General features: G+C 72.0%; 18 protein-coding genes and 2 pseudogenes. 10 read left to right on the top strand and 10 right to left on the bottom strand.

Annotation, left to right across the window (positions count from 1 at the left end):
• On the top strand, window positions 1–344 hold a 344-nt coding region (locus tag IE97_RS0118445), incomplete at its 5' end, for a hypothetical protein (protein ID WP_030241073.1).
• A 140-nt stretch (window positions 345–484) separates the two neighbouring features.
• On the opposite strand, the gene IE97_RS43065 is transcribed toward IE97_RS0118445, so the two are convergent.
• Window positions 485–754 carry a hypothetical protein gene (locus IE97_RS43065; RefSeq protein ID WP_030241069.1) on the bottom strand — a complete coding sequence of 90 codons (270 nt, stop codon included), beginning with the start codon at window positions 752–754 and terminating at the stop codon, window positions 485–487.
• A gap of 30 nt (window positions 755–784) precedes the next feature.
• On the opposite strand from IE97_RS43065, the gene IE97_RS43465 reads away from it, so the two are divergent.
• Window positions 785–913, top strand: coding sequence for a hypothetical protein (locus tag IE97_RS43465; RefSeq protein ID WP_267881781.1), 129 nt, complete (start codon window positions 785–787; stop codon window positions 911–913).
• 111 nt (window positions 914–1,024) lie between these two features.
• Here IE97_RS43465 and IE97_RS42155 read toward each other — a convergent pair whose 3' ends face one another.
• The 3 genes from IE97_RS42155 to IE97_RS0118415 all read right to left on the bottom strand — a co-directional run bounded on the left by IE97_RS42155 (window position 1,025) and on the right by IE97_RS0118415 (window position 6,698).
• Window positions 1,025–3,007, bottom strand: coding sequence for a beta strand repeat-containing protein (locus IE97_RS42155; protein WP_158708312.1), 1,983 nt, complete (start codon window positions 3,005–3,007; stop codon window positions 1,025–1,027).
• 434 nt (window positions 3,008–3,441) lie between these two features.
• Window positions 3,442–5,031: an AMP-binding protein gene (locus tag IE97_RS0118420; protein WP_030241065.1), complete on the bottom strand. Its 1,590-nt coding sequence runs from the start codon at window positions 5,029–5,031 to the stop codon at window positions 3,442–3,444.
• A complete protein-coding gene (locus tag IE97_RS0118415) occupies window positions 5,028–6,698 on the bottom strand; it encodes an AMP-binding protein (protein ID WP_030241061.1) in 1,671 nt (556 codons plus the stop codon). Before IE97_RS0118415 ends, IE97_RS0118420 begins: the two co-directional genes overlap by 4 nt.
• 125 nt (window positions 6,699–6,823) lie before the next feature.
• On the opposite strand from IE97_RS0118415, the gene IE97_RS0118410 reads away from it, so the two are divergent.
• From IE97_RS0118410 to IE97_RS43060, 4 genes and pseudogenes are all read left to right on the top strand, one after another.
• Window positions 6,824–7,636: a helix-turn-helix transcriptional regulator gene (locus IE97_RS0118410; RefSeq protein WP_030241059.1), complete on the top strand. Its 813-nt coding sequence runs from the start codon at window positions 6,824–6,826 to the stop codon at window positions 7,634–7,636.
• 205 nt (window positions 7,637–7,841) lie between these two features.
• A complete protein-coding gene (locus IE97_RS0118405; RefSeq protein WP_030241057.1) occupies window positions 7,842–10,694 on the top strand; it encodes an AAA family ATPase in 2,853 nt (950 codons plus the stop codon).
• A gap of 202 nt (window positions 10,695–10,896) precedes the next feature.
• Complete coding sequence (locus tag IE97_RS0118400; protein WP_030241055.1) at window positions 10,897–11,688, top strand: S1 family peptidase; 792 nt, start codon at window positions 10,897–10,899, stop codon at window positions 11,686–11,688.
• Between the two features lie 119 nt (window positions 11,689–11,807).
• A pseudogene (locus tag IE97_RS43060) lies at window positions 11,808–11,921 on the top strand (LysE family translocator); the annotation flags it as partial.
• 14 nt (window positions 11,922–11,935) lie between these two features.
• Here IE97_RS43060 and IE97_RS0118395 read toward each other — a convergent pair.
• Window positions 11,936–13,051 carry a winged helix DNA-binding domain-containing protein gene (locus IE97_RS0118395; RefSeq protein WP_030241053.1) on the bottom strand — a complete coding sequence of 372 codons (1,116 nt, stop codon included), beginning with the start codon at window positions 13,049–13,051 and terminating at the stop codon, window positions 11,936–11,938.
• A 256-nt stretch (window positions 13,052–13,307) separates the two neighbouring features.
• On the opposite strand from IE97_RS0118395, the gene IE97_RS0118390 reads away from it, so the two are divergent.
• Window positions 13,308–16,442: an ATP-binding protein gene (locus IE97_RS0118390; protein WP_030241050.1), complete on the top strand. Its 3,135-nt coding sequence runs from the start codon at window positions 13,308–13,310 to the stop codon at window positions 16,440–16,442.
• Here IE97_RS0118390 and IE97_RS0118385 read toward each other — a convergent pair.
• From IE97_RS0118385 to IE97_RS0118370, 5 genes and pseudogenes are all read right to left on the bottom strand, one after another.
• Entirely contained in the window at window positions 16,423–17,214 is a 792-nt protein-coding gene (locus IE97_RS0118385) for an ABC transporter permease (protein WP_030241044.1), read from the bottom strand. The two genes, IE97_RS0118390 and IE97_RS0118385, sit on opposite strands and share 20 nt — an antisense overlap.
• A gap of 150 nt (window positions 17,215–17,364) precedes the next feature.
• Window positions 17,365–17,898: pseudogene (locus IE97_RS40465) on the bottom strand (ABC transporter ATP-binding protein); the annotation flags it as partial.
• A 102-nt stretch (window positions 17,899–18,000) separates the two neighbouring features.
• Complete coding sequence (locus tag IE97_RS0118380) at window positions 18,001–18,468, bottom strand: hypothetical protein (RefSeq protein WP_030241040.1); 468 nt, start codon at window positions 18,466–18,468, stop codon at window positions 18,001–18,003.
• A gap of 194 nt (window positions 18,469–18,662) precedes the next feature.
• The gene (locus tag IE97_RS0118375) at window positions 18,663–18,884 is read right to left on the bottom strand and encodes a ferredoxin (protein ID WP_030241024.1); all 222 of its coding nucleotides are present in this window, start codon (window positions 18,882–18,884) and stop codon (window positions 18,663–18,665) included.
• Window positions 18,881–20,083 carry a cytochrome P450 gene (locus IE97_RS0118370; protein WP_030241019.1) on the bottom strand — a complete coding sequence of 401 codons (1,203 nt, stop codon included), beginning with the start codon at window positions 20,081–20,083 and terminating at the stop codon, window positions 18,881–18,883. Before IE97_RS0118370 ends, IE97_RS0118375 begins: the two co-directional genes overlap by 4 nt.
• Before the next feature lie 427 nt (window positions 20,084–20,510).
• On the opposite strand from IE97_RS0118370, the gene IE97_RS0118365 reads away from it, so the two are divergent.
• Genes IE97_RS0118365 through meaB form a run of 3 tightly spaced genes read left to right on the top strand, consistent with a single transcriptional unit; the run spans window position 20,511 to window position 25,482 of the window.
• Window positions 20,511–22,319, top strand: a complete 1,809-nt coding sequence (locus IE97_RS0118365; RefSeq protein ID WP_030241015.1) for a methylmalonyl-CoA mutase family protein — start codon at window positions 20,511–20,513, stop codon at window positions 22,317–22,319.
• Entirely contained in the window at window positions 22,319–24,493 is a 2,175-nt protein-coding gene (gene scpA, locus IE97_RS0118360; protein ID WP_030241013.1) for a methylmalonyl-CoA mutase, read from the top strand. The genes IE97_RS0118365 and scpA overlap by 1 nt, the downstream gene beginning before the upstream one ends.
• A complete protein-coding gene (meaB, locus tag IE97_RS0118355; protein ID WP_030241010.1) occupies window positions 24,490–25,482 on the top strand; it encodes a methylmalonyl Co-A mutase-associated GTPase MeaB in 993 nt (330 codons plus the stop codon). Before scpA ends, meaB begins: the two co-directional genes overlap by 4 nt.
• The last annotated feature ends 34 nt before the right edge of the window (window positions 25,483–25,516 follow it).

Here is a 25,516-nt window from a genome sequence, read left to right as displayed (position 1 = left end):
CACCCGGAGCCACCGGAGCCACCGTCGCCGTGAACGTCACCGACTCACCCACCACCGACGGATCCGGCGCAGACACCACCGTCGTGGTCGTCGCCGCCGGCAGCACGGTCTGCGTGTCCGTGCCGGTCGAGGCGGAGAAGTCACCGTCACCGGCGTCGAACGTGACCGTCCCCGTCGGCGTACCCGCACCCGGAGCCACCGGAGCCACCGTCGCCGTGAACGTCACCGACTCACCCACCACCGACGGATCCGGTGACGAGGTCACGGTCGTGGTCGTCGACGCCACGTTCACCGTCTGCGTGTCGGTGCCGGTGGAGGAAGAGAAGTCACCGTCACCGCCATAGGACGCCGTCACGATGAACGGGCTGCCCGTCGTCGTGGTGTAGGCGTGGGTGGCCGTCGCCGTGCCACCTGCGACCGGCACCGTGACCGGCGGGCTTGCCCCGGAGCCACCGGAACGACCGTCGCCGTGAACGTCACCTGCTCACCCACCACCGACGGATCCGGCGCAGACACCACCGTCGTCACCCGGAGCCACCGGAGCCACCGTCGCCGTGAACGTCACCGACTCACCCACCACCGACGGATCCGGCGCAGACACCACCGTCGTGGTCGTCGCCGCCGCGAGCACGGTCTGCGTGTCCGTGTCGGTGGAGGAGGAGAAGTTGCCGTCCCCGCCGTAGGAGGCGGTGACCGTGAACGGGCTGCCGGTCGTGGAGGTGTAGGCGTGGGTGGCCGTCGCCGTGCCGCCCACCAGCCCGGAGCCACCGGAACGACCGTCGCCGTGAACGTCACCTGCTCACCCACCACCGACGGATCCGGCGCAGACACCACCGTCGTGGTCGTCGCCGCCGCGTTCACCGTCTGGGTGTCGGTGCCGGTGGAGGAGGAGAAGTTGCCGTCCCCGCTGTAGGAGGCGGTGACGGTGAAGTGACCGGCGGGCTTGCGTCGCCGAAGGTGAAGGTGACCGTGCCCGTCGGCGTACCCGCGCCCGGAGCCACCGGAACGACCGTCGCCGTGAACGTCACCGACTCGCCCACCACCGAAGGATCCGGCGCAGACACCACCGTCGTGGTCGTCGCCGCCGCGAGCACGGTCTGGGTGTCGGTGCCGGTCGAACCGGAGAAGTCACCGTCCCCGCCGTAGGCAGCGGTGACGGTGAACGGGCTGCCGGCGTGAACGTCACCGACTCCCCCACCACCGACGGATCCGGCGACGAGGTCACGGTCGTGGTCGTCGACGCCGCGTTCACCGTCTGCGTGTCCGTGCCGGTGGAGGAGCCGAAGTTGCTGTCGCCGCCGTAGGAGGCGGTGATGGTGAACGGGCTGCCGGTCGTCGTGGTGTAGGTGTGGGTCACCGTCGCGACGCCGGCCACCAGGGGCACCGTCGTGGACGGGCTGCCGTCACCGAAGTTGATGGTGACGTTCCCCGTGGGCGTGCCGGCCCCCGGTGCGGCCGGCGCGACCGTCGTGGTGATGGTCACCGGCTGGCCGACTGTCGAGGGATCCGGCGTGGACGTGACCGTCGTGGTCGTCGCCGACTGGTTGACGGTGTGTGTGTCGGTGTCCGAGGACCCGGCGAAGTTGCTGCTCCCGCCGTAGGTGGCGGTGACGGTGAACGGGCTGCCGGTCGTCGTGGTGTAGGTGTGGGTCGCCGTCGCCGTACCGCCCGCCAGGGTGCCGGTGACCGTCGGCGAACCGTCGCCGAAGTCGAAGGTCACCGTCCCGGTCGGCGTGCCCGCACCCGGAGCCACCGGAGCGACCGTCGCGGTGAAGGTCACCGGCTGCCCCACCACCGAAGGATCCGGCGAGGACACCACTGTCGTGGTGGTCGCCGCCTGCAGCACGGTCTGGGTGTCCGTGCCGGACGACGGTGTGAAGTTCCCGGTGCCGCTGTAGGTGGCCGTCACCGTGAACGGGCTGCCTGTGGTGCTGGTGTAGGCGTGCGTGGTGGTGGCGGTGCCTCCGGACAGCGGCACCGTCACCGGCGGTGATCCGTCGCCGAAGGTGAAGGTGACCGTGCCCGACGGCGTACCCGCGCCCGGAGCCACCGGAACGACCGTCGCCGTGAACGTCACCGGCTGCCCCACCACCGAAGGATCCGGCGAGGACACCACCGTCGTGGTCGTCGCCGCCGGCAGCACGGTCTGGGTGTCGACGCCCGTCGAGGGGTTGAAGTTGGCGTTCCCGCTGTAGGTCGCGGTGACGGTGTACGGGCTGCCGCTGGTGCTGGTGTAGGTGTGGTTGACCGTCGCGGCACCTCCCACCAGGGGAACCGTCACCGTGGGCGACCCGTCCCCGAAGGTGAAGGTCACCGTTCCGGTGGGCGTGCCCGACCCCGGGGGCACCGGCGCCACGGTGGCGGTGAAGCTCACCTGCTGACCCACCACCGAGGGATCCGGCGACGAGGTCACCGTCGTCGTGGTGGCCGCCTTGCCCTGCACCGTGTGCGTGTCCGAACCCGTCGACGGCAGGTACTTGGCGTCTCCGGAGTAGATCGCGGTGATCGAGTGCGGGCCGACGCTCAGCGTGTTGGTGGTGACCGTCGCCGTTCCCCCTGCCAGCGGCGCCGTCAGGGTCGGCCCTCCGCTGATGACGAAGGTGACCGTGCCTGTCGGGGTGCCCGTTCCCGGCGCGACGGGTGCCACCGTCGCCGTGATCGTCACCGTCTGACCGAAGGTCGACGGATCAGGTGTCGAGGTCACCGTCGTGGTGGTGGACGCCTTGAGGACCACCGCGGTCGTAGCGCCCGTCGACGAGGTGAAGTTGGCGTCACCGCTGTAGGTGGCCGTGACCGGGAGGCTTCCGACGGGCAGGTTGCTGACCGTCGCTGTCGCGGTACCGCCCACGACGGGCGCCGTCACGGTCGGTCCGCCGCTGACGGTGAAGGTGACGGTCCCGGTCGGGGTCCCCGGCCCGAGTGGGATGATGGTCGCGGTCAGCGTCACCGGCTGGCCTACGACCGAGGGGTTCGGTGAGACGCTGACTAACGTTACGGTTCCAGGCATGGTTCGGCCCTTCACGAGGAATCCGGGTGGAAGGGGCCGCTTCTCGCCCCCCGACTTCCGGGGGAGCGACGGGCGGTGAGGGATGCCGTGCACCACTGACCGTCGTCCCTCGCCGGGGAGACACGCGGCCCCGGTGAGTAGCACCAGTACGCTCCCGCCCGGTTCCGCCACGCCAGAACCGCGACGCTCAAATCCCCCGGACAGCGGAGCGCGTAAGCCGCTCGAGCGACGCGGAGACCGCCTACGACACCGGCGCGCACCGATCGGTACGCGCCGGTCAGTCAGGCAAGCGGAGGAGAACGCGCCGGTTCCAGAACTGACTCGGCCGGCTTTCCAGAACTGACTCGGCCGGCTTTCGGGGACTGTCTCGGCCGGCTTTCGGGAACCGCCTCGGCCGGCTGAGGAGGCCGGGGCGCGGGCGCCGTCGCCGTCGCTCAGTCCGCCTCGTACGTCGCCCGCAGCTCCACCTTGCGTACCTTGCCGGACACCGTCATCGGGAAGGAGTCGAGGATCCGCAGCCTGCTCGGGATCTTGTAGTGGGCCAGCTTGCCGTCGCAGAACGCCCGCAGTTCCTCCAGGGTGGGCGGGTCGGCGGGGTCGGCGGGGATGACGCAGGCCAGGACCTCCTCGCCGTACCGGTCGTGCGGGACGCCCACGACCTGGACGTCCTGGATCTTGAGGTGGGTGTAGAGGAACTCCTCGATCTCACGGGGGTAGATGTTCTCGCCGCCCCGGATGATCATGTCCTTGATGCGGCCGACGATCTCGACGTAGCCGTCCTCGCGCATCACCGCGAGGTCGCCGGTGTGCATCCAGCGGCCCGCGTCGACGGCCTCTGCGGTCTTCTCCGGCTCGTTCCAGTAGCCGAGCATCACGCTGTAGCCGCGGGTGCACAACTCGCCCGCCGAACCCCGGGGTCGGGTGACGCCCGTCGCGGGGTCGACGACCTTGACCTCGATGTGCGGCAGGACCCGGCCGACCGTGCCGGTGCGGTGTTCCAGGTCGTCGTCGCGCCGGGTCTGGGTGGAGACGGGCGAGGTCTCCGTCATGCCGTAGCAGATCGACACCTCGGCCATGTGCATCTCCGTGACGACCCGCTTCATCACCTCCACCGGGCAGGGCGAGCCCGCCATGATGCCGGTGCGCAGGGAGGAGAGGTCGTAGGAGGCGAAGCCGGGGAGGCCGAGCTCCGCGATGAACATGGTGGGGACGCCGTAGAGGGAGGTGCAGCGCTCCTGCTGGACCGCCTCCAGCGTGGCCTTCGGGTCGAAGGACGGGGCCGGGATCACCACACAGGCGCCATGGGACGTGGCGGCCAGATTGCCCATGACCATGCCGAAGCAGTGGTAGAAGGGCACGGGGACGCACACCCGGTCCTGCTCGCTGTAGGCGATCATCTCGCCCACGAAGTAACCGTTGTTGAGGATGTTGTGGTGGGAGAGGGTGGCTCCCTTGGGGAAGCCGGTCGTGCCCGACGTGTACTGGATGTTGATCGGGTCGTCGCAGGACAGGCCGTCCTCGAACCGGGCACCGGGAGTCGCCCTCCCGAGCATCGCCTCCCAGCTCGGGTCGCCGAAGTACACGACCTCGCGCAACTCACCGCATCTGCCCCGCACTTGTTCGACCATCGCCCGGTAGTCGCTCGTCTTGTGGCTGAGGGAGGCGAACAGGAGGGAGATGCCGGACTGGTTGAGGACGTACTCGACCTCGTGGGTGCGGTAGGCCGGGTTGATGTTGACCATGATCGCGCCGATGCGGGCCGTGGCGTACTGGACCAGCACCCACTCGGGACAGTTGACGGCCCAGATGCCCACCCGGTCGCCCTTGGTGACTCCGGACGCGAGCAGGGCCGACGCCAGCTCGTCGACGGCCGCGCCGAACTGGCGGTACGTCCAGCGCCGTCCGGACGGCACGTCGACCAGCGCCTCGCGGTCCGGCCAGGTGGCCACCGTCCGGTCCAGGTTGGCCCCGATGGTCTCGCCGAGCAGGGGCGTATCGCTGGTGCCGTGGCTGTAGGAGTTCACCGGAAGTCCTCCTCGCGGTACTCGGCGTCCGACCCGGCCGCCGTGGCCTCGCGCAGCTCGATGCGGCGGATCTTGCCGGAGACGGTCTTGGGCAGGGCGCCGAACTCCAGGCGCCGGATGCGCTTGTAGGGGGCCAGCACCTCACGGGAGTGCTCGAACAGTACCTTCGCGGTGTCCGGGCCCGGCTGCCAGCCGTCCGCCAGGACGACGTAGGCCTTGGGGACCGCGAGGCGCAGTTCGTCCGGCGCGGGCACGACGGCCGCCTCGGCCACCGCCTCGTGCTCCAGCAGCGCGCTCTCCAGCTCGAAGGGCGAGATCTTGTAGTCCGAGGCCTTGAAGACGTCGTCACTTCGACCGAAATACGTCAGATATCCGTCTTCGTCCCTGGAAGCGACGTCTCCGGTCCGGTAGTAGCCCCCGGCCATCGCCTCCGCCGTGCGGTCCGCGTCGCCGTGGTAGCCGGTCATCAGGCCGACGGGGCGGGCCGACAGGTCGAGCGCGATCTCGCCCTCGGCCGCGCCCGGCGCGCCCGAGACGGGGTCCAGCAGCTCCACGCGGTAGCCGGGGCTCGGCCGGCCCATCGAGCCGGTCTTGAGCGGCTGCCCGGGGCTGTTGGCGACCTGCACGGCCGTCTCGGTCTGGCCGAAGCCGTCCCGGACGGTGATGCCCCAGGCCCGGCGGACCTGCTCGATGACCTCCGGGTTGAGCGGCTCACCGGCGGCGACGACCTCGCGCGGCGGGGTGCGGAGCTGGGTCAGGTCGGCCTGGATGAGCATGCGCCAGACGGTGGGCGGGGCGCAGAAGGTGGTGACACCCGCGCGGTCCATCTCGGCCATCAGGCGGGCGGCGTCGAAGCGCGTGTAGTTGTGGAGGAAGACGGTCGCCTCGGCGTTCCAGGGGGCGAAGAGGTTGGACCAGGCGTGCTTGGCCCAGCCAGGTGAGGAGATGTTCAGGTGCACGTCACCCGGCTTCAGGCCGATCCAGTACATGGTCGCCAGGTGCCCGACGGGGTAGGACGTGTGGGTGTGCTCGACGAGTTTGGGCCGGGCGGTGGTGCCCGAGGTGAAGTACAGCATCAGCGGGTCGTCGGCGCGGGTCGGGCCGTCGGGGGTGAAGCCGGCCGGGGCGCTGTGGGCGTCCTCCAGCGGCAGCCAACCGTCCGGGGCGGCTCCGGTCGCGATGCGTGTGTAGTCGCCGGGCACCTCGGTGAACTTGCCGGTGTCCTCCGCGCGCACGATGACGTGCCGGACGCGCCCCCGGTCGACTCGGTCGCGCAGGTCGGCGGGGCCGAGCAGCGGGGTGGCCGGGATGACCACGGCGCGCAGTTTCATCGCCGCGAGCGCGGTGATCCACAGTTCGGCCTGGTTGCCGAGCATGACGAGGATCCGGTCCTCGGCGCGCACGCCCCGGGCGCGCAGCCAGTTCGCGCACTGCGACGACCGTGCGGACATCTCTTCGAAGGACAGCCGCGTCTCGTGGCCGTCCTCCTCGACGATGTGCAGCGCGGTGCGGGTGTTGCCGTCAGCGATCCGGTCGAACCAGTCGAGCGCCCAGTTGAAGTACTCGGGGCGGGGCCAGCGGAAGCCCTCGTACGCCGTCGCGTAGTCCTCGCGGTGTTCCAGCAGGAAGTCCCGCGCGTCGCGGAACAGCTCCGTCGCCGATGTCATCTGTCCTCCTGGGTGCCGGACCATTGCCGGGCGGCTCTCCTTCATCGTGTAATCCGTGACGCAGGTCTCACTACCCCCGAACGGGGGGTGCGCCCGCACGGCAGTCGTAGTGAAGGGGCGAACAGGTGACAGGGGACGCGTCCGACGCGGTCGACATACGGAACGCGCTGCTGCGTCTGCGCCGCACCACCGGCCTTCCGGTCGCCTTCGGCGGCCTCATGGAGGCCGGGCATCAGATGCGCATCAGCGAACTCAGCGGGACGGCGACGCACGCACTGCGGTCGCTCGTGGTGACGTCCGGGAACGGTCTGGGCGGCAAGGCGGTGGCGCTCACCCGGCCGTGCGTGGTGACGGACTACTCGGTGTCGCGGCGGATCAGCCACGAGTACGACGCCCCGGTCGCCGTGGAGGGGCTGCGCTCGGTGCTGGCCGTGCCGGTGGTGGTACGGCATCGGGTGCGCGGGGTGCTGTACGGGGCGCTGCGCGCGGCCCGGCCTCTGGGCGGGCGCATCCTGGACGCGGCCGTGGAGGCGGCCCGGGACGTGGAGCGGGCCCTGGTCGTGCGGGACGAGGCCCGGACGCTCGCCGCCGAGGCCGGGGCGGCGGGCGCGGGCCGGGAGCAGGTGCGGGAGGCGCACGCGGCCCTGCGGGCGCTGGCTCCGAAGATCGCGGACGAGCGGCTGCGCGCCGAGCTGCTCGACGCGTGTGCGTTGCTGACGGCGGGGAGTTCACCGCCGCCCCGGGTGCGGCTGGCGCCGCGCGAGGTGGACGTGCTGGCCTGTGTCGCGGCCGGGGCAACAAACGCGGTCGCAGCGGAGCGGCTGGGCGTGACGCCCGAGACCGTCAAGGGGTATCTGCGGTCGGCCATGCGGAAGCTGGGTGCCCGGACCCGTGGCGAGGCCGTGGTCGCGGCGCGCCGGGCGGGATGGTTGCCGTAGGTTCGGGGTGTTTTGTGTGACGTCCGTCTGTTCCCCGTGCCGGCGGGTACCCGGCCGGGCGCCGCCGTCGTGTTCCGCCGCATTCGGGAGGCCGGTGAATTTCGTCCGCCGACGCGTGCTGTTATTTCCCTCACCACGCCGTCCCTCCGAAAGTCAAAGAACTGTTGCCTAATATTGGCCAGGACACGACACAGGGAGGGGATCCGTGACCGTGCGACGGGACTTCCAGGAGCCTCCCAGGAGCCGCCCCGACCTGGTCATCGGCCGGGAGGACGCGTTCACGTCCGCGCGTGAGCAGCTCGGCCGGGGCGGCAGTGTGCTGCTCCACGGCCCCGCCGGAATCGGAAAGTCGACGGTGCTGCGGGCGCTGGCCGCGGATGACGCCGGTGCGGCCCGGACCGTGTTGCGCTGCTCGGCCACCGAGTCCGAATCCCATCTGCCCTTCCTGGCGCTGGCCGACCTGTTCGGCCTGGTGCTGGACGAGATCTCCGGCCGGCTGCCCGCGGCCCAGCGCACCGCGCTGGAGTCGGCGCTCACCGGCCGCGGCGAGTCCACCCTCCAGCGGGACGGGCTCGCGCTGCGCCTCGCCGTGCTGTCGGCGCTGCGTGCGCTGGCCGCGAAGGGCCCGGTGCTCGTCGTCGCCGACGACCTCCAGTGGCTGGATGCCGCCAGTGCCGAGCTGCTCGGCTTCGCCGCCCGCCGGCTGGGCGACACGCCCGTGCAGATGCTGTGCGCGGTGCGGACCGAGGGCCAGGAGTACGACCGCCATCTACGCGCGTCCCCGCCCGACACCCTCGCCGTCCGGCTGGGCCCGCTGTCCCGTACGCAGGTCTCGGCTCTGCTGGACCACCGCGGCTACGCGCCCCTGTCCCGCTCCACGATCCGCGACATCCACCGCACCAGCGGTGGCAACCCCCTCTTCGCCCTGGAGCTGGGCCGCGCCCTGGCCGAGAGCCCGGCCCGGCCCCGGCCCGGCGAGCCGCTGCCCGTGCCCACCTCACTGCGGGCCCTGGTGCTGAACCGGCTGGAGATGCTGTCGGACGAGGCGCGCCGCACCCTCCTCGTGGCCAGCGCCGGTGCCCGCCCCACGCTGGCGCTGCTGCACGCGGCCGGCCGGGAACAGGCAGAGGCCGAGACCGCCCAGGCGGCGGCGCTCGGGCTGCTGGCGACGGAGGCGGAGGGCCCCGCCGTACGGTTCGCGCACCCGCTGATCTCGGCCGCTCTGTACGCGGAGGCCCCGGCGCGGGAACGGCGGGCCGTGCACGCCGCGCTGTCCACCGCGGCCTCCGACCCGATCGAGCGGGCCCGGCACCTGGCCCTGGCGACCACCGGCACCGACCCGGAGGTGGCGGCCCGGCTCGCCGACGCCGGCGCGCTGGCCCGGGACCGCGGGGCACCGTCCGTGGCCGCGTCGCTCGGGCTGCTCGCGGCCCGGCACACCCCCGCGGACAGTACGCCCGGCCCGGACGAGCGCCGTCTGCAGGCCGCCGAGGACGCGATCACCGCCGGCGAGGCCGATCTCGCCCGGGACATCGCCCGCGACGTACTGACGCGTGCCACCGTGCCCGCGGAGCGGGTACGCGCCTGGATGGTGGTCATCGAGGCCGCCGGGCAGGCGCTCGGTGAGGTCGACGCCGTGTTCCCGCAGGTGCTGGCCGACGCGGGGGACGACCCCGGCCTGCTCGCCCTGGTCCACTACCAGCTGGCCTGGCGGGGACTGGTCGTCGAGGGCGACTTCGCCGAGGCCCGGCAGGAGGCCGCGCACGCGGCGGAGCTGGCCGCCCGGGGCGGGGACCGCCGCACCGAGCTGATGGCGCTGTCCTTCCAGGCCTCCACCGAGACCCTGATGGGCCACCCGGACGCCCCCGCCACGGTCAAACGGGCGCTGAGGGAACCCCAGGACCCCTATGTGGCCTGCCACCACAACGGTGCCGGCTCGGCCCGGTTCCGCTGGCTCATCATGAGCGACCAGCTGCCCGAGGCACGGACCACCATCACCGCGCTGCTGCGTGAGGTGCGGCGGCGCGGCATGGTCGAGAGCGAGGTGCACTTCCTGCGCTTCCTCGCCGAGACGGAGCTGCGCACCGGGCACTGCGGCCGGGCCCTCGACCTGGCCCGTGAGAGCCTGCGGCTCGCCCGGGACTCCGGCATCGGTGAGGGCGCCTCGGCCATGCTCACCTCCCTCGCGGAGGCCTCGGCCGGGGATGTCGACCAGGCGATGGCCCTCGCCCGTGAGGCGGCCGACCACGCCGAGGTCGACGGCGACCAGATGTACCTGTCCCGGGCGCTGGCGGCGCTGGGCTACGCCCAGTTGGTGGCCGGGGACCCGACGGGCGCGGTCCGTTCGCTGCGCCGGGTGCGGGAGCTGGAGCAGAGCCTCGGCATCAACGACCCGGCGCGCGGCCGCTGGCACGGCGACCTCGCAGAGGCCCTGGTCCGCATCGGTGAACCGGGCGAGGCGCAGGACGTGATCGACACGGCACGGGTGCACGCGCTGCGGCTGGGCCGGCAGAGCGTGCTGGCCGTGCTCGACCGGGCCGAGGCGCTGGTACGGGCCGCCCATGGCGAACACGAGGCCGCCCTGGTCCGGTTGACGTCCGTGCAGGACCGGCTCGGCAGGCTCGGATACGGCCTGGAGGAGGCCCGGGCTGCCTTCGCGCTGGCCCGCCTGCGCACCCAGACCGCCGCCTTCCCCCGCGCCGGCGGGACCCGCCTGCCGGGTCCGGCGTCCTACGACGAGGCCGCCCGGCTGTTCCGGCGGTGCCGGGCGCTGCCCTGGCTGCGGCAGGTCGACGCGGCCGTCGCGGCCGGTCCCGCCGCGGTGGAGCCGGCCTCCGTGGCGCCGCCCGTCGCCCTCGACGCGCTGGAGGGCCTCGCCTCGATGGAGCGTCAGGTCGCCTCACTGGTGATGGAGGGAGCGACCAACCGGGAGATCGCGGCCCGTCTGTTCATCAGCGTGAAGACCGTCGAGGCGACGCTCACCCGGGTCTACCGGAAGCTGGGGATCCGCTCGCGGGTGGACATCGTGCGGCTGGCGGCGGGCCGCCGCACGACCTGACCCGACCTGGGTTTACGGGTCCCCATCGAGGGTTTTCCCTGCCCAACTCCCTTAGGGGGTTCCCTCATTGGGAGCTCTGCCTTCCGAGCCCTAGCTTTGGGGCGTGCCGCTCGCCGGGCACACGGAGATCCGAACAACGGCGTCGGGGTCTCCGTGCACGACTACCCGCGCGACTCCCCACCGGCAACTCCTGAGGAGACCCATGTTCGGGCTCGACCGTGCCAAGAAGGCCGCCGCCGTCGCCGCGGCGACCGCCGCCGCCGCCACGACCGCGCTGCTGACCGCTCCCGCCGCCGTCGCCGCGCCCCAGCCGATCGTCGGCGGAACCACGACCACCACGTCCGCGTACCCGTTCGTCATGCAGATCACGGACGCCTCGCAGAACCAGTTCTGCGGCGGCACGCTGGTCTCGCCCACCAAGGTCGTCACCGCCGCCCACTGCATGGTCGGCGAGACCACCAGCAGCGTGCGTGTGGTCGGTGGCCGCACCTATCTCAACGGCACCAACGGCACCGTCAGCCGCGTCAGCAAGATCTGGATCCACCCGAGCTACACCAACGTCACCAAGGGCGACGACGTGGCGGTGCTGACGCTGTCGACGTCGATGCCGTACACCCCGGCGAAGTACGTCTCCTCCTCCCAGACCTCCGTGTACGCGGCCGGCACCACCGCCCGCATCCTCGGCTGGGGCACCACCTCCTCGGGCGGCAGCTCCTCCAACCAGCTCCGCACCGCGACCGTACCGACCGTGTCCGACGCCGGCTGCGCGAGCTCCTACGGCTCCGACTTCGTGCAGAGCGACATGGTGTGCGCCGGAAAGACCTCCGGCGGCGTGGACACCTGCCAGGGCGACAGCGGCGGTCCCCTGCTCATCGGGGGCGTCCTGGCAGGCATCACCTCCTGGGGCGAAGGCTGCGCCCAGGCCGGTTACCCGGGCGTCTACACCCGGCTGACCACCTTCTCCAACCTGGTCTCGACGCAGGTCAACTCATGACCTCCGACAGCTCCTGAGCACCCCTCAGGTAAAAGCCGGGGGGCGTTGCGGGCCTCCACGAGCGGCCCGCAACGCCCCCTCTCCATGTCTCCCCCTGGGTCCGGAGGGCCCGGCTGCGCGTGGACCACTCCGCGGGCCATGTCACCGTGCAGATGCTGGTGCTGGGCCTGGTACCGATCTCGATCGGTCTCGTCACGGACACGCTGTGGGGGCTGACCGCTTCGGCGGCCCGCGGCCGCAACCGCGATCACTTGCGTACGACGCCGAAGCGGATGTCGTACGACGTCTCCGGGTGCATCACCCTCAGCATCCGCTCGCCCTCGGCGGTGACCTCGTCCCGCTGGGTCCTGGTGAGCCGGTCGAAGGGCTCGATCACGAGCGCGTCCTCCTCGAGCCGCCACAGCCCGGCGAGGAAGCCGTCGACGAGAAGCGTGGGGTAGGCGATGTTCCCCTGCCAGGAGCGGCCCCGGTGCTCGGGCCGGACGACGCGGGTGCGGTCGGCGTGGGAGAGCAGGAGATTGTCGAACTCGGGCAGGAAGCGCGGCGGGGCCGGGGTGTCCGGGTCGGGGCGCGGGGCGTCCGGGAGGTCGAAGAGTTCAACGCCCTTGTCGTCCCGGAAGGTGACGAGTTCCGGGCGGAGGCGCTCGAAGGCATCGCCCAGGCGGGTCAGTCCGGCCCAGGTCTGCATGTCCCGCACGGAGGCCGGGCCGAAGGCGGCGAGGTAGCGCGGGACGGCCGCGTCGGGTGTGGCGGCCGGTCCGGCGGGACGGCCGAGCCAGTGCTCGGCGGTGGTCAGACGGACCTGTCCGCTCCTGCCCCACAGTCCGCGCGGCGTCACCTGCACGAGCGGGAGGCGGCACCGGGCGGCGACGGCCAGGGACTGCGGGTCGGCCTCGGGCCACTCCGTCGCCAGGGCCTCGCGCAGTTGCCTCATGGTGCGGGGTTCGGCCTCGACGAGATCGCGGGCGAGGCGGGAGAGCCGGTCGAGGTCCACACCGGCGAGTCCCTTGCGGAAATTCGACAGCTCCCGCTCCATGGCCGGCTGCGTCAGCGGCCGCAGGGTGAGGCAGTCCTGAGCGGTGTGGGTGTGGAGGGTGGAGCGCATCGTGACGATCCGGACGACCTCACGGTCGGCCATGAGCCGGGACAACGCCTCGGGGGCGAAACCGTCGAGGCGGGCGGCGAGCGCGTAGTACGGCGGCTTCACGTTCTGCGCCTGGAGGCCGGCCAGGTGCCCGACGGCCGCGGCGGCGGAGACCCGGGCCAGGCGCAGGAGAAGCTGCCGGTCGAGGGTGGCGCGGTTGAGGGCACGGGTGCCGAGGTGGGGCACCGTGCCGGTGACGCTCCGCTTGGTGTTCGTCATATGAGGCACGCTAGCGGGGCTCGCGGACAGGTTCTGGCCGCGACTCCGGACGCGTTCTCCACTCGCCCACCCCGGCGACGCGCCCATCCCGCCGAGCAGGACAGGTCGGCCGCTCCGCGGCGGCCGGCGAGTTTCGCCGCGTCTCCTCCCCCGCCCCTCCGGCCGACACCAACTCCGCTCCCCGTCCGTGGAGTTCGACCTGGCTCCGGTTGGTGATAGCAGCTGCCCAGGAACCCGCAATCGATAACCTGACCGAGTGACGACCGACCTGACCCTCCTTTCGCGTGTGGCCTACCGCGGCCGGGAGATCACCGCGCCCCGGCTGCGCGGACTGCTCGCACTGCTCGCGGGCGAGTTGCGCTCCGGTTGCAGTACCGCGCGGCTGGTGGACGGGCTGTGGCAGGACGAGCTGCCGGCCAACCCGGCCAACGCGCTGCGGATCCTGGTCTCCCGTACCCGCTCCCAGCTCGGGGCCGACGTCGTCGTCAGCACCCCGAGCGGCTACCGGCTGGCGCTGGGTGAGGAGCAGGTCGACAGTTCCGCGGTGGTGCGGTGCGCCGAGGCGAGCGCCCGGCATGCCCGGGCCGGAGATCATGCCGCCGCCCTGGCGCGTGCGGAGGAGGGCCTCGCCTTCTGGGACGCGGCCCCGCACGCCGACGCCGCGCCGGGCGACCCGGTGGCGGAGCTGCGGGCCGAGCGGGCGCCGCTCTACGACGTGCTCGTGCGCTCCCGTGCGCTCGCGCTCGCCCGGCTGGGGCGACGGGCCGAGGCCATGGCGCCGCTGACCGGGGTCTTCGCCGGGGCGCCGCACGACGAGGAGGTCCTGGCGGAGCTGCTGCGCGCCGAGGCGGCCACGGCCGGGCCGTCGGCGGCGCTCGCCCGCTACGACGCGTACCGGCGCGAGCTCCGCGACGGTCTCGGCACCGACCCGGGGGCCGGGCTGAAGGCCGTGCATCAGGAGTTGCTGCGGGTCGAGGCGCCCGTGGTCCGGTACGGGGTGCCGCACGATCCGAATCCGCTGCTGGGGCGGGACGAGGATCTCGCGGCGGTGGCCGGGCTGTTGCACCTCTCGCGGCTGGTCTCGATCGTCGGCCCCGGCGGGCTCGGCAAGACGCGGCTCGCGCACGCCGTCAGCCGCCGGGCGGAGCAGCGGGTGGTGCACTTCGTCTCGCTGGCCGGAGTCGGTGCGGACGACGACGTGGCCGGCGAGGTGGCGTCGGCGCTCGGCGGTGGGGAGGCGCCACGCGGTGGAGTCGGAGCGTACGGCGGCGGGGCGGATGTACCCGGCGGAATCGTCGCCGCCCTCGGTGCCGGCCCCGCGCTGCTGGTGCTGGACAACTGCGAGCAGGTGGTCCGGGGCGCCGCCGACCTGGTGCGGGAGCTGGTGGCGCGGTCCAAGGACCTGCGGGTGCTGGTCACGAGCCGAGCGCCGCTGGGGCTCAGCTCGGAAGCGCTGTACCAGCTGCCGCAGCTGAGCCCGGCGACCTCGATCGAGCTGTTCGGACAGCGGGCCCGGGCCGCGCGGCCCGGCGTCGAGCTGCCGCCCGGGGCGGTTGCGGAGTTGTGCCGGCATCTGGACGGGCTGCCGCTCGCCGTGGAGTTGGCGGCGGCGCGGGTGCGGGTGCTGTCCGTACCCGAGATCGCCCGCCGCCTCGGCGACCGGTTCGCGCTGTTGCGCGGCGGGGCCCGGGACGCACCCGAGCGGCACCGCACGCTGCACGCGGTCGTCGAGTGGAGCTGGAATCTGCTGGAGGAAGACGCGCGGGCGGCGCTGCGGGCGCTGTCCGTCTTCCCCGGCGGCTTCACCGAAGAGGCGGCGCGGCAGGTGCTGGGGGACAGCGGTGACGCGCTGGACCTGCTGGAGCAACTGGTCGACCAGTCGCTGCTGAAGGCCTCCGACACCGCGGCCGGGATCCGCTTCCACATGCTGGAGACGGTGCGGGAGTTCAGCGCCGCCCGGCGGACCGCCGCCGGGGAGGCGGAGGCGGTCACCGGCCGGTTCCTGGACTGGGCACGGGACTTCGGACTGGCCAACCACGATGCGATGGCCGGCCCTGAGCCGCTGCGGCACTGGGCTCGGCTGCGCGCGGAGCAGGACAACCTCGTGCTCGCCCTGCGGTACGCCCTGGCCCGCCAGGACCACGCCACCACAGCCGCGGCCGGCGCGGTGCTGGCCGGCACCTGGCTGACCGACTCGACGAGCTTCCACCGGGTGCTGGTCCTGGCCGCCGACACCGCGGCGCCGCTGTCGCACTACCGCCCCGACGCCCGGCACATCGAGGTCACCCGCACCCTCAGCGCCATCTGCACCGCCGCCCCGTTCATCGGATACGGCCCGCTGCACACGCGCCATCTCGTCACCCTGCGCCGGCTGCCTCCCGCGGAGCCGGACACCCTGCTGCGGGCGCTCGCCGTCGTGCTGTGCGCTCTTCCGGACACGCGCCCGCCCGGCTATGAGGCGCTGCTGGAACTGTGCGCGAGCGACGCGCCCTTGCTGGCGGGCATCGCCGAGTGCGTGGCCAGCTATCTCTGGGAGTACGAGCACCAGCCGGAGCGTGCGCTGTCCTCCGCCCGCCGGCTGCTGGCCGCGGTCGACGCCGTGCCCAACCCGTCGCTCAAGCTGCTCGGCCACTCCCGCTGCGGCGAGTTGTGCGCGGACGCCGGTCTGGGCGAGGAGGCGTACCGGCATCTGGTGGCCGCGCTGGAGGCCTTGGAGCACCTGAGTGACCAGTCGCCCACGACGGGCCTGCGCCGGGGTCTGGCGCTGGCCTGCCTGCAGCGTGGTGAGGTGGACGAGGCCGAGGACTGGCTGCGGCGTGTGGAGCGGAGCCGGCCGACGGAGCGCACCTCGACCGTCTTGATCGACCTGGCGGCCTGGGCCGAGATCGCGCTGGCCCGGGGTCTGACCGAGCTGGGGCTGAAGCGGTGGCGGATGGCCGTGGAGCGGCTGCGCGGAGACGACTCGCCGCCCGCCGACCCCACCGTGGATCCGTGGGCCCGGGCGATCGAAGCCTATGCGGTGGCCGCGCACGCGTACGCCGGGCGACTGGAGCCGGTCGCCGGCCTGGTGGCCGAGGTGGAGGGCCGGTTGCGGACGCTGCTCGCCGACGGCTCCCGCCCGGCCGGGGAGATCCCGGTGTCCGGCACCGATGTGCTGGCCCTCGGCCTGGCCCGGCTCGCCGCGGGCGACGCCTCGGCGGTGCGGCTGCTGGCGCTGGCCGGGCGGATGCATGTGCCGCAGACCTTCCCCGCGATGTCCGCCCACCGCGCCCGTCGGGCCGCCGAGGAGGCCGACGGGGCGGCGTACGCCGACGCGGTGTCGGAGTATGCCGCCCTGGAGCGGGAGGGGCTGCGGGAGGCGGCCCGCGCGCTCATTTCGGGTCGCGGTTGAACTGCGCCGTGGACCAGCGGTAGCCGAGCGCGGTCAGGCCGACGCACCAGGCGATCGCGATCCACCCGTTGTTGCCGATCTCGGTGCCGAGCAGCAGGCCGCGCAGGGTCTCGATGGCCGGGGTGAACGGCTGGTACTCGGCGATCGGCTGGAACCAGCCCGGCATCGTGTCGGCCGGGATGAAGGCGCTGGAGACGAGCGGGAGGAGGATCAGCGGCATGGCCATGTTGCTGGCCGCCTCCGGGTTCGGGCTGGCCATGCCCATCCCTACCGCGATCCAGGTGAGCGCCAGGGCGAACAGCGCGATCAGCCCGAACGCCGCCAGCCACTCCAGGGCCGTGGCGTCCGTGGACCGGAAGCCGATGGCCACGCCGACGGCACCGACGAGGAGCACGCTCATCACGCACTGCAGCACGCCGCCGGCGACATGCCCGACGAGCAGAGAAGGTCGGTAGATGGCCATCGTGCGGAAGCGGGCGATGAGGCCCTCGGTCATGTCCATGGACACGTACACCGCGGCCCCGATCACGGTGCTGCCGATGGTCATCAGCAGGATGCCGGGGACGATATAGGCGATGTAGTCGGAGCGATCGGCGCCGCCGCCACCGATGCCCGCGCTCATCACGTCGCCGAAGACGTAGACGAAGAGCAGCAGCATCATGATCGGCGTGAGCAGCAGGTTCAGGGTTGCGGACGGATAGCGCCAGGCGTGCAGGAGGTTGCGGCGCAGCATCGTGTTCGAGTCGCGGACGGCCAGGGCAAGGGTGCTCATCGGGCGTTCTCCTTGGGCTGGTTGGGGATGTCGGCCGGGGCGGTGAGGGCGAAGAACACGTCGTCGAGGTCGGGGGTGTGCACGGTCGTACTGCGTGGTGAGGAAGACGGTGACGCCGCCCGTGACGAGCTCCCTGATGATCTGCCACATGTTGTGGCGGGAGCGGGGGTCGAGGCCGGTGGTCGGCTCGTCGAGGAAGATGATCCGCGGGTCGCCGACCAGCGTCATGGCGATGTCGAGGCGGCGCTTCATGCCGCCGGAGTAGGTGGAGGCGGGCTTCTTCGCGGCGTCGGTGAGGTCGAACCGCTCCAGCAACCCGGCGGCCACGCGCCGTCCCTCACGCTTGGACAGGTGGTGCAGGTCCGCCATCAGGAGCATGTTCTCCTCGCCCGTGATCAGGCCGTCGACCGCGGAGAACTGCCCGGTGACCCCGATGGCGGCGCGTACCGCCTGCGGGTCGCCGGCGAGGTCGTGACCGCCGACACGGATGTCGCCGGCGTCGGCGGTGATGAGGGTGGAGAGGATCTTGACGGCGGTGGTCTTGCCGGCGCCGTTCGGGCCGAGCAGGGAAAAGATCGTGCCCGCGGGCACGTGCAGGTCGATACCGTCGAGGACCAGCTTGTCCCCGAAGGACTTCCGCAGTCCCGTGGCCGCGATGGCCGGTGCGAGGGTCGTTGTCGTCATGTCCCGGAGTCTGCGGGGCACCGCGTTCAGCGGCCTTTCAGCGCGGTTTCACTCACCATCGCCAACCGGCGAAGCGGTGAAATGGGCTTTCCCCGCTGGTCCTCACGCCGCCGCGTCGTACGTGGCCCGGGACCGGACGCCGCCGTCCGTCCGTGTGCGCGGGGCACGCTCCGTGAACACGGACAGACGCAGCACGAGATAGCGGCCGACTCCGACGAGCGCGGTGGCCGACAGGTACACCGTCTGCTGCAGGACGAGTCCGGCACCCGGGCGGAGCGCGGCCAGCGCGCCGACAGCGGCGGACGTGACCAGCAATCCGGCGGCCATGGTGGCCGCGCTCTTCAGGTGACCGGCCAGGCCGGGCCGTCCGTGGCCGAACGAGACGCGGGCATGCAGCTCGGTGGCGGCCCCGGTGGAGGCGATGGTGGTCAGCACGTTCGCCGCCATCCACGGGATCCACTGCGAGAGCAGGACCAGGGTCGCCGAGGCCGCCAGGGTGATGCCGCTGCCCAGCCCTGCGAAGCGCACGAAGGCCGCCCCGTGACGGCGCATCAGTCGCAGGCCGTTCATGGTGATCCCCTCCTGGGCCACTGCCCCTCGCGGGGCTGTCGTCGTCGTGCCGCAGAGCGTGGTCCACTCAGCGTTCATCGCTGTTTCAGAGCTGCTTCAGGGGTACCGGCTGTGGTGGCATCGGTCCGGTTCGCGCGCGAGAACCCCCCGCCGGCGCGGCGGGGGGCTCTCGGCGCGGGTGCGGTCGCCGGGCGTCAGGAGTCGCCGGATTCCGGCTCGTCGAGAGTGATCGCCCCGGAGGGGCAGACGCCGACGGCCATCCGTGCGGCCGCGCGACGGGCGGCGGGCGGCTCGGCGTGAGACAGGAGCACCCGGCCGTCGTCGGGGTCCTGGTCGAAGACATCGGGGGCGGTCAGGGCGCACATCCCGGCACTGATGCAGCGCTCGCGGTCGACGCGCAGACGCGTCGTCCTCATGACTCCTCCTCGCCCCAGGTGACCGGGAGGCTCTTGACGCCGTAGATGTCCGCGGTCTCCGGGCGCAGGCCGACCTCTTCCGCCGGTACGGCCAGGCGCAGCGTGGGGAACCGGTCGACCAGCGCGCGGAACGCCACCCGCATCTCGACGCGGGCCAGTTGCTGGCCCAGGCACTGGTGGATGCCGTGGCTGAAGGCCAGGTGCCCGGCCACGTCCTGCCTCCGGACATCGAGCACGTGGGGGTCGGCGAAGCGCTCGGGGTCACGGTTCGCGGTGTTGTACGACAGGACGACCGTCGTGCCGGCCTCGATGGTCTGGCCGCCCAGCTCGACGTCCTCGAGTGCCGTCCGCATGAACGACTTGGCGACGCTCAGATACCGCAGCAGCTCCTCCACGGCCCCGTCGGTGAGCGCGGGGTCGGCGCGCAGCGCGGCCATCTGCGCCGGATTCCGCAGCAGCGCGTAGGTGCCGAGGGACAGCATGTTCGCCGTGGTGTCGAACCCGGCGGCCAGCAGAATCAGGCTGATCCCCTTCAGCTCCTCATCGGTCAGATCGCTGTCGGTGAGTTCGCTGAGCACGTCGTCGGTGGGGTTCGCCCGCTTGGCGGCCACCAGCTCCGCGAGGTACTCCTGGGTCGCGGTGTAGGCGGCTGTGAGCTCCTCATCGCTCGCCTCCCCTCCCATGAACGTGTCGATCTGCTCCTGGAAGGAGCCCCGGTCCTCGTAGGGCACGCCCAGCAGCTCACAGATGACGATGGTGGGGATGGGCTTGGCGAACGCGGTCACCAGGTCTGCCGGCGGTCCTGCGTTCTCCATGGCGTCCAGGCACTCGGCGGTGATCTGCTCGATGCGCTCGGTGAGAAGGCGCATCCGCCGCACCGTGAACCTGCCTGCCAGCGGCTTGCGGTAGCGGCGGTGCTGTGGGTCGTCCATGAGGAGGAACTCGCCGGGCGGCGCCGGAGGAACCTCGAAGTCGACCACGTTCAGCAGCTCCCTGCGCGAACTGAACCGCGAGTCGGCCAGAACCGACCGGACCAGGTCGTATCCGGTGATCAGCCAGCCTGGTTTTCCGCCGGGGTGGGTGTAGCGGCTGATGGGCCCGTGCCGTCGGGCGTCGAGCAGCTCTGCGGGCGGGTCGAAGGGGCAGTCGGCCGGACGCGCTGTCGGCAGCGTGGTGACGGTGTGCACGGACTCACTCATGACCATCCTCGTCTCGCGATATCGCATGTTTCACGTCGACCGAAAGCTACGTTGCATTGCCACTTTCGTCAATTGAGCAAGAGCCATTTATGCAGTTCATCGGCGTCAAACTGATGCAATGAGCTAGATTGAATGCAACGTAGCGTTGCAATGGATGAGAGAGAAAGGCAACACTGGGGCGCTCACGGGGACAGGGCGTAACGGACACTCAGGTCGATCAGGCCGATGTCCACCCTGACGATTGACGCCCGGTGTCGGCATGGGTGACGATCCCGGCCGGACGGGTGCCCGGATTGCTGGTGCCATAGGGCGTGACCAGCCCTGATTCAAGGGCGGCCGATGGAGATCAGGGCCACAGCCATCGGGAGGGAAAGGTCACAGCCTCGCCCCCTGCTGCTCCTTCGAGTCGATGACCTAGCATCCGAGCATGACGGTCCTGCCTGACGACGGGCTTGAGCTGGCCGGCGAGTTCCCTGATGTGCCCCACGAGCAGTGGCAGCGCCTGGTGGCGGGTGTACTGCGCAAGTCGGGCAAGGACGTGGAGGGCGCCGAGGCCGAGGAAGCCCTGTCCACCGCACTCGAGGACGGGCTGCGCACCCGGCCCCTCTACACCGCCCGCGACTCCGCGCCCGAGCCGGGTTTCCCCGGGTTCGCACCTTTCGTACGCGGCGGCCGCGCCGAGGGGAACACGCTCGGCGGCTGGGACGTACGGCAGCGGCACACGGTGGCCGACCGGGACGGGGTGCTCGGGGACCTGGAGAACGGCGCCACCTCCCTGTGGCTGGGCGTGGGCGACGACGGCATCCCGGTGCCGGAGCTCGGGCGGGTCCTCGACGGTGTCTACCTCGATCTGGCCCCCGTCGTGCTGGACGCCGGGCGCGACACCGGGCCCGCCGCGCGGGAGTTGCTGCGGTTGTACGAGGAGCGCGGTATCGCCCGGGACACGGCGCGGGGCAATCTGGGCGCCGATCCGCTGGGCCTGGAGGCCCGGAGTGGTCAGCGGGGCGAGTTCGCTCCGGCGGCGGACCTCGCGCGGCTGTGCTCCGGGGAGTATCCCGGCCTGCGGGCGCTGACCGTGGACGCGCTGCCGTACCACGAGGCCGGTGGTTCCGCCGCCCAGGAGCTGGGCTGCTCACTGGCCACGGCGGTGGCGTACCTGCGGGAGCTGGCCGGGGCGGGACTGAGTGTCGAACAGGCCTGCCGGCAACTGGAGTTCCGGTACGCGGCGACGGCCGACCAGTTCCTGACGATCGCCAAGCTGCGGGCCGCGCGCCGATTGTGGGCGCGGGTGGCCGAGGCGTGCGGGGCGCCGCGTGCCGGGACACAGCTCCAGCACGTCGTGACGTCACCGGTGATGATGACGCGGCGCGACCCGTGGGTGAACATGCTGCGCACGACCATCGCCACGCTGGCCGCCGGGGCGGGCGGAGCCGACGCGGTCACCGTGCTGCCCTTCGACCACGCGCTCGGCCTGCCGGACGCGTTCGCGCGGCGGATCGCCCGCAACACCTCCACCATCCTCATCGAGGAGTCGCACCTGTCCCGGGTGATCGACCCGGCGGGCGGCTCCTGGTACGTGGAGCGGCTGACCGACGAACTGGCCCACGCGGGCTGGGAGTTCTTCCAGCGGATCGAGCGGCTCGGCGGCCAGGCGGCGGCCCTGCGGTCCGGAGACCTGGCGCAGGACCTGGCCGACACCTGGCAGGCCCGCAGCGCAAAGCTGGCCAAGCGGCGCGAACCCGTCACGGGCGTCAGCGAGTTCCCGTATCTCGCGGAGAAGCCGGTCGTGCGCGACAGCGCGCCCGAGCCGCCGTCCGGCGGGCTGCCGCGCGTGCGGCGCGACGAGGCGTTCGAGGCGCTGCGCGCCCGCTCCGACGCCCACCTGGCCGCGACCGGCTCCCGGCCCCGGATCTTCCTCGCCGCGCTCGGCCCGGCCGCCGCCCACACCGCACGCCTCACCTTCGCCTCCAACCTCTTCCAGGCGGGCGGCATCGAGCCCGTCACGGAGGGCACCTTCGAGGAGAGCGGCGCCACCGAGGCGTGCCTGTGCTCCAGTGACGCCCTGTACGAGGAGCAGGCCGAGGCGGTGACCGCGCGACTGAAGGCCGCCGGTGCCGCGCATGTGTTCCTCGCCGGGCGGCCCGGGAACCACCCCGGTGTCGACTCTTACGTCTTCGCGGGCTGTGACGCCGTCGCCGTGCTGTCCGCCACCCTCGACCGCATGGGAGTGTCCTGATGGGAATCCCCGACTTCTCCGGGATCGAGCTGGGGACCCCGGCGGCCGACGGCGGCCCCGACGAGTGGCGCACGGTGGTCAAGAACGCCTCCGGCGGTGACGACCTGCTGTGGGAGACCCCGGAGGGCATCGCGGTCAAGCCGCTGTACACCGGTCGTGACCTGGAGGGCCTGGACTTCCTGGAGACGTACCCGGGCGCGGCACCGTTTCTGCGCGGCCCGTACCCGACGATGTACGTCAACCAGCCCTGGACGATCCGCCAGTACGCCGGTTTCTCCACGGCCGAGGAGTCGAACGCCTTCTACCGGCGCAATCTCGCGGCCGGGCAGAAGGGCCTGTCGGTCGCCTTCGACCTGCCCACGCACCGGGGTTACGACAGCGACCACCCGCGCGTGACCGGTGACGTCGGCATGGCGGGCGTGGCCATCGACTCGATCTACGACATGCGGCAGCTGTTCGACGGGATTCCCCTCGACAGGATGACCGTGTCGATGACGATGAACGGCGCCGTGCTGCCGGTGCTGGCGCTGTACATCGTGGCGGCGGAGGAGCAGGGCGTACCGCCGGAGAAGCTGGCGGGGACCATCCAGAACGACATCCTCAAGGAGTTCATGGTCCGCAACACCTACATCTATCCGCCGAAGCCGTCGATGCGGATCATCTCCGACATCTTCGCCTTCACCTCGCAGCGGATGCCGCGCTACAACTCCATCTCCATCTCCGGGTATCACATCCAGGAGGCGGGGGCGACGGCCGACCTGGAGCTGGCGTACACCCTCGCGGACGGGGTGGAGTACATCCGGGCGGGCCGTGAAGCGGGCCTGGACGTGGACGCGTTCGCGCCGCGGCTGTCGTTCTTCTGGGCGATCGGCATGAATTTCTTCATGGAGGTCGCCAAGCTGCGGGCGGCTCGCCTGCTGTGGGCGAAGCTGGTGAAGCAGTTCGACCCGAAGAACGCCAAGTCGCTGTCGCTGCGCACCCATTCGCAGACCTCGGGCTGGTCGCTGACCGCGCAGGACGTGTTCAACAACGTGACGCGCACCTGTGTCGAGGCGATGGCGGCGACGCAGGGGCACACGCAGTCGCTGCACACCAATGCCCTCGACGAGGCGCTGGCCCTGCCGACCGACTTCTCGGCGCGGATCGCCCGCAACACGCAGCTGCTGCTCCAGCAGGAGTCCGGCACGACGCGGGTCATCGACCCGTGGGGCGGCAGCGCGTACGTGGAGCGGCTGACGTACGACCTGGCCCGGCGGGCCTGGCAGCACATCGAGGAGGTCGAGGCCGCGGGCGGCATGGCCAAGGCCATCGACGCGGGCATCCCCAAGCTGCGCATCGAGGAGGCCGCGGCCCGCACCCAGGCCCGGATCGACTCCGGTCGCCAGCCGGTCATCGGCGTCAACAAGTACCGGGTCGACTCCGACGAGCAGATCGAGGTCCTGAAGGTCGACAACTCCTCGGTACGCGCCCAGCAGATCGAGAAGCTGCGGCGGCTGCGGGCGGAGCGGGACGAGACGGCCTGCCGGGACGCGCTGGACGCGCTGACCCGGGCCGCCGGGGGTGACGGCAACCTGCTGGAACTGGCGGTGAACGCGGCCCGCGCGAAGGCGACCGTCGGGGAGATCTCCGATGCCCTGGAGAAGGTGTACGGCCGGCACGCGAGCCAGATCCGTACCATCTCCGGCGTGTACCGCAACGAAGCAGGGGAGTCCCCGTCCGTGGACCGCACCCGAGCGCTGGTCTCCGACTTCGAGGAGGCCGAGGGCCGCCGCCCGCGCATCCTGGTCGCCAAGATGGGCCAGGACGGCCACGACCGCGGCCAGAAGGTGATCGCCACCGCCTTCGCCGACCTGGGCTTCGACGTGGACGTCGGCCCGCTGTTCCAGACCCCCGCGGAGGTGGCCCGGCAGGCCGTCGAGGCGGACGTGCACATCGTCGGGGTGTCCTCGCTGGCGGCCGGCCACCTCACCCTCGTCCCGGCGCTGCGGGAACAGCTCGCCGAGGAGGGGCGCGAGGACATCATGATCGTGGTCGGCGGGGTGATCCCGCCGCAGGACGTGCCGACGCTGCTACAGATGGGCGCGGCAGCGGTCTTCCCGCCCGGGACGGTGATCCCGGACGCGGCATACGACCTGGTCAAGCGGTTGTCGGACGGCCTCGGGCACGACCTGTGATCGATGTCGACGCGTATGTGAAGGGCGTACTCGACGGGAAGCGGGCGATCGTCGCCCGCGCCATCACGCTCGTCGAGTCCACCCGGCCCCAGCACCGGGCGCTGGCCCAGCGGTTGCTGACCGAGCTGCTGCCGCACAGCGGTCGGGCGCGGCGGATCGGCGTCAGCGGGGTACCGGGGGTCGGCAAGTCGACGTTCATCGACGCGTTCGGCTCGATGCTGACGGGCCTCGGGCACCGGGTGGCCGTGCTGGCCGTGGACCCGTCATCCAGCCGTACCGGCGGTTCGATCCTCGGCGACAAGACCCGTATGGAGCGTCTGGCCGTCGACCCGGCGGCCTTCGTCCGCCCCTCCCCCACGGCCGGAACGCTGGGCGGGGTCGCCAAGGCGACCCGCGAGTCCATCGTGGTGATGGAGGCGGCCGGCTACGACGTGATCCTGGTGGAGACGGTCGGTGTCGGCCAGTCCGAGACCGCGGTCGCGAACATGGTCGACTCCTTCCTGCTGCTCACCCTCGCCCGCACCGGCGACCAGCTGCAGGGCATCAAGAAGGGCGTCCTGGAACTGGCCGACGTGATCGCCGTGAACAAGGCGGACGGCCCGCACGAGCCCGACGCCCGCGCCGCCGCGCGTGAACTGGCGGGCGCGCTGCGGCTGATGCACGGCAAGGACGCGGTCTGGACGCCGCCCGTGCTCAGCTGCAGCGCCCGCGAGTCGAGCGGTCTGGACACCGTGTGGGAGCGCCTCGAACAGCACCGCACGCTGCTGGACTCGACCGGCCGTCTCGCCGCCAAGCGCCGCGACCAGCAGGTCGACTGGACCTGGACGATGGTCCGCGAGGAACTCCTCGGCCGCCTGCACGCCGACCCGGCGGTACGGGCGCTCGCGCCTGTTCTGGAACAGCGGGTCAGGGAGGGCGAGTTGACTCCGACCCTGGCCGCCGAGCGGATCCTGGGGGCGCTCGGGGGTTCCGAGCCCGACGCTTCCTGATCACGGCGCTGTTTTCCTGGATGCGGCGGATTCA

This window comes from Streptomyces sp. NRRL S-455, from assembly GCF_000717875.1.
Classification (GTDB): Bacteria; Actinomycetota; Actinomycetes; order Streptomycetales; family Streptomycetaceae; genus Streptomyces.
Note: the sequence above shows the minus strand (reverse complement) of the source record. Positions and strands in the feature narration are given on the sequence as shown.

What these genes read in the sequence shown, in the direction of transcription:
- IE97_RS42155 (WP_158708312.1), bottom strand. Translation starts at nt 3,007, where the DNA reads ATGCCTGGAACCGTAACGTTAGTCAGCGTCTCACCGAACCCCTCGGTC.
- IE97_RS0118415 (WP_030241061.1), bottom strand. Translation starts at nt 6,698, where the DNA reads ATGACATCGGCGACGGAGCTGTTCCGCGACGCGCGGGACTTCCTGCTG.
- IE97_RS0118400 (WP_030241055.1), top strand. Translation starts at nt 10,897, where the DNA reads ATGTTCGGGCTCGACCGTGCCAAGAAGGCCGCCGCCGTCGCCGCGGCG.
- IE97_RS0118395 (WP_030241053.1), bottom strand. Translation starts at nt 13,051, where the DNA reads ATGACGAACACCAAGCGGAGCGTCACCGGCACGGTGCCCCACCTCGGC.
- IE97_RS0118385 (WP_030241044.1), bottom strand. Translation starts at nt 17,214, where the DNA reads ATGAGCACCCTTGCCCTGGCCGTCCGCGACTCGAACACGATGCTGCGC.
- IE97_RS0118380 (WP_030241040.1), bottom strand. Translation starts at nt 18,468, where the DNA reads ATGAACGGCCTGCGACTGATGCGCCGTCACGGGGCGGCCTTCGTGCGC.
- IE97_RS0118375 (WP_030241024.1), bottom strand. Translation starts at nt 18,884, where the DNA reads ATGAGGACGACGCGTCTGCGCGTCGACCGCGAGCGCTGCATCAGTGCC.
- IE97_RS0118370 (WP_030241019.1), bottom strand. Translation starts at nt 20,083, where the DNA reads ATGAGTGAGTCCGTGCACACCGTCACCACGCTGCCGACAGCGCGTCCG.
- IE97_RS0118365 (WP_030241015.1), top strand. Translation starts at nt 20,511, where the DNA reads ATGACGGTCCTGCCTGACGACGGGCTTGAGCTGGCCGGCGAGTTCCCT.
- scpA (WP_030241013.1), top strand. Translation starts at nt 22,319, where the DNA reads ATGGGAATCCCCGACTTCTCCGGGATCGAGCTGGGGACCCCGGCGGCC.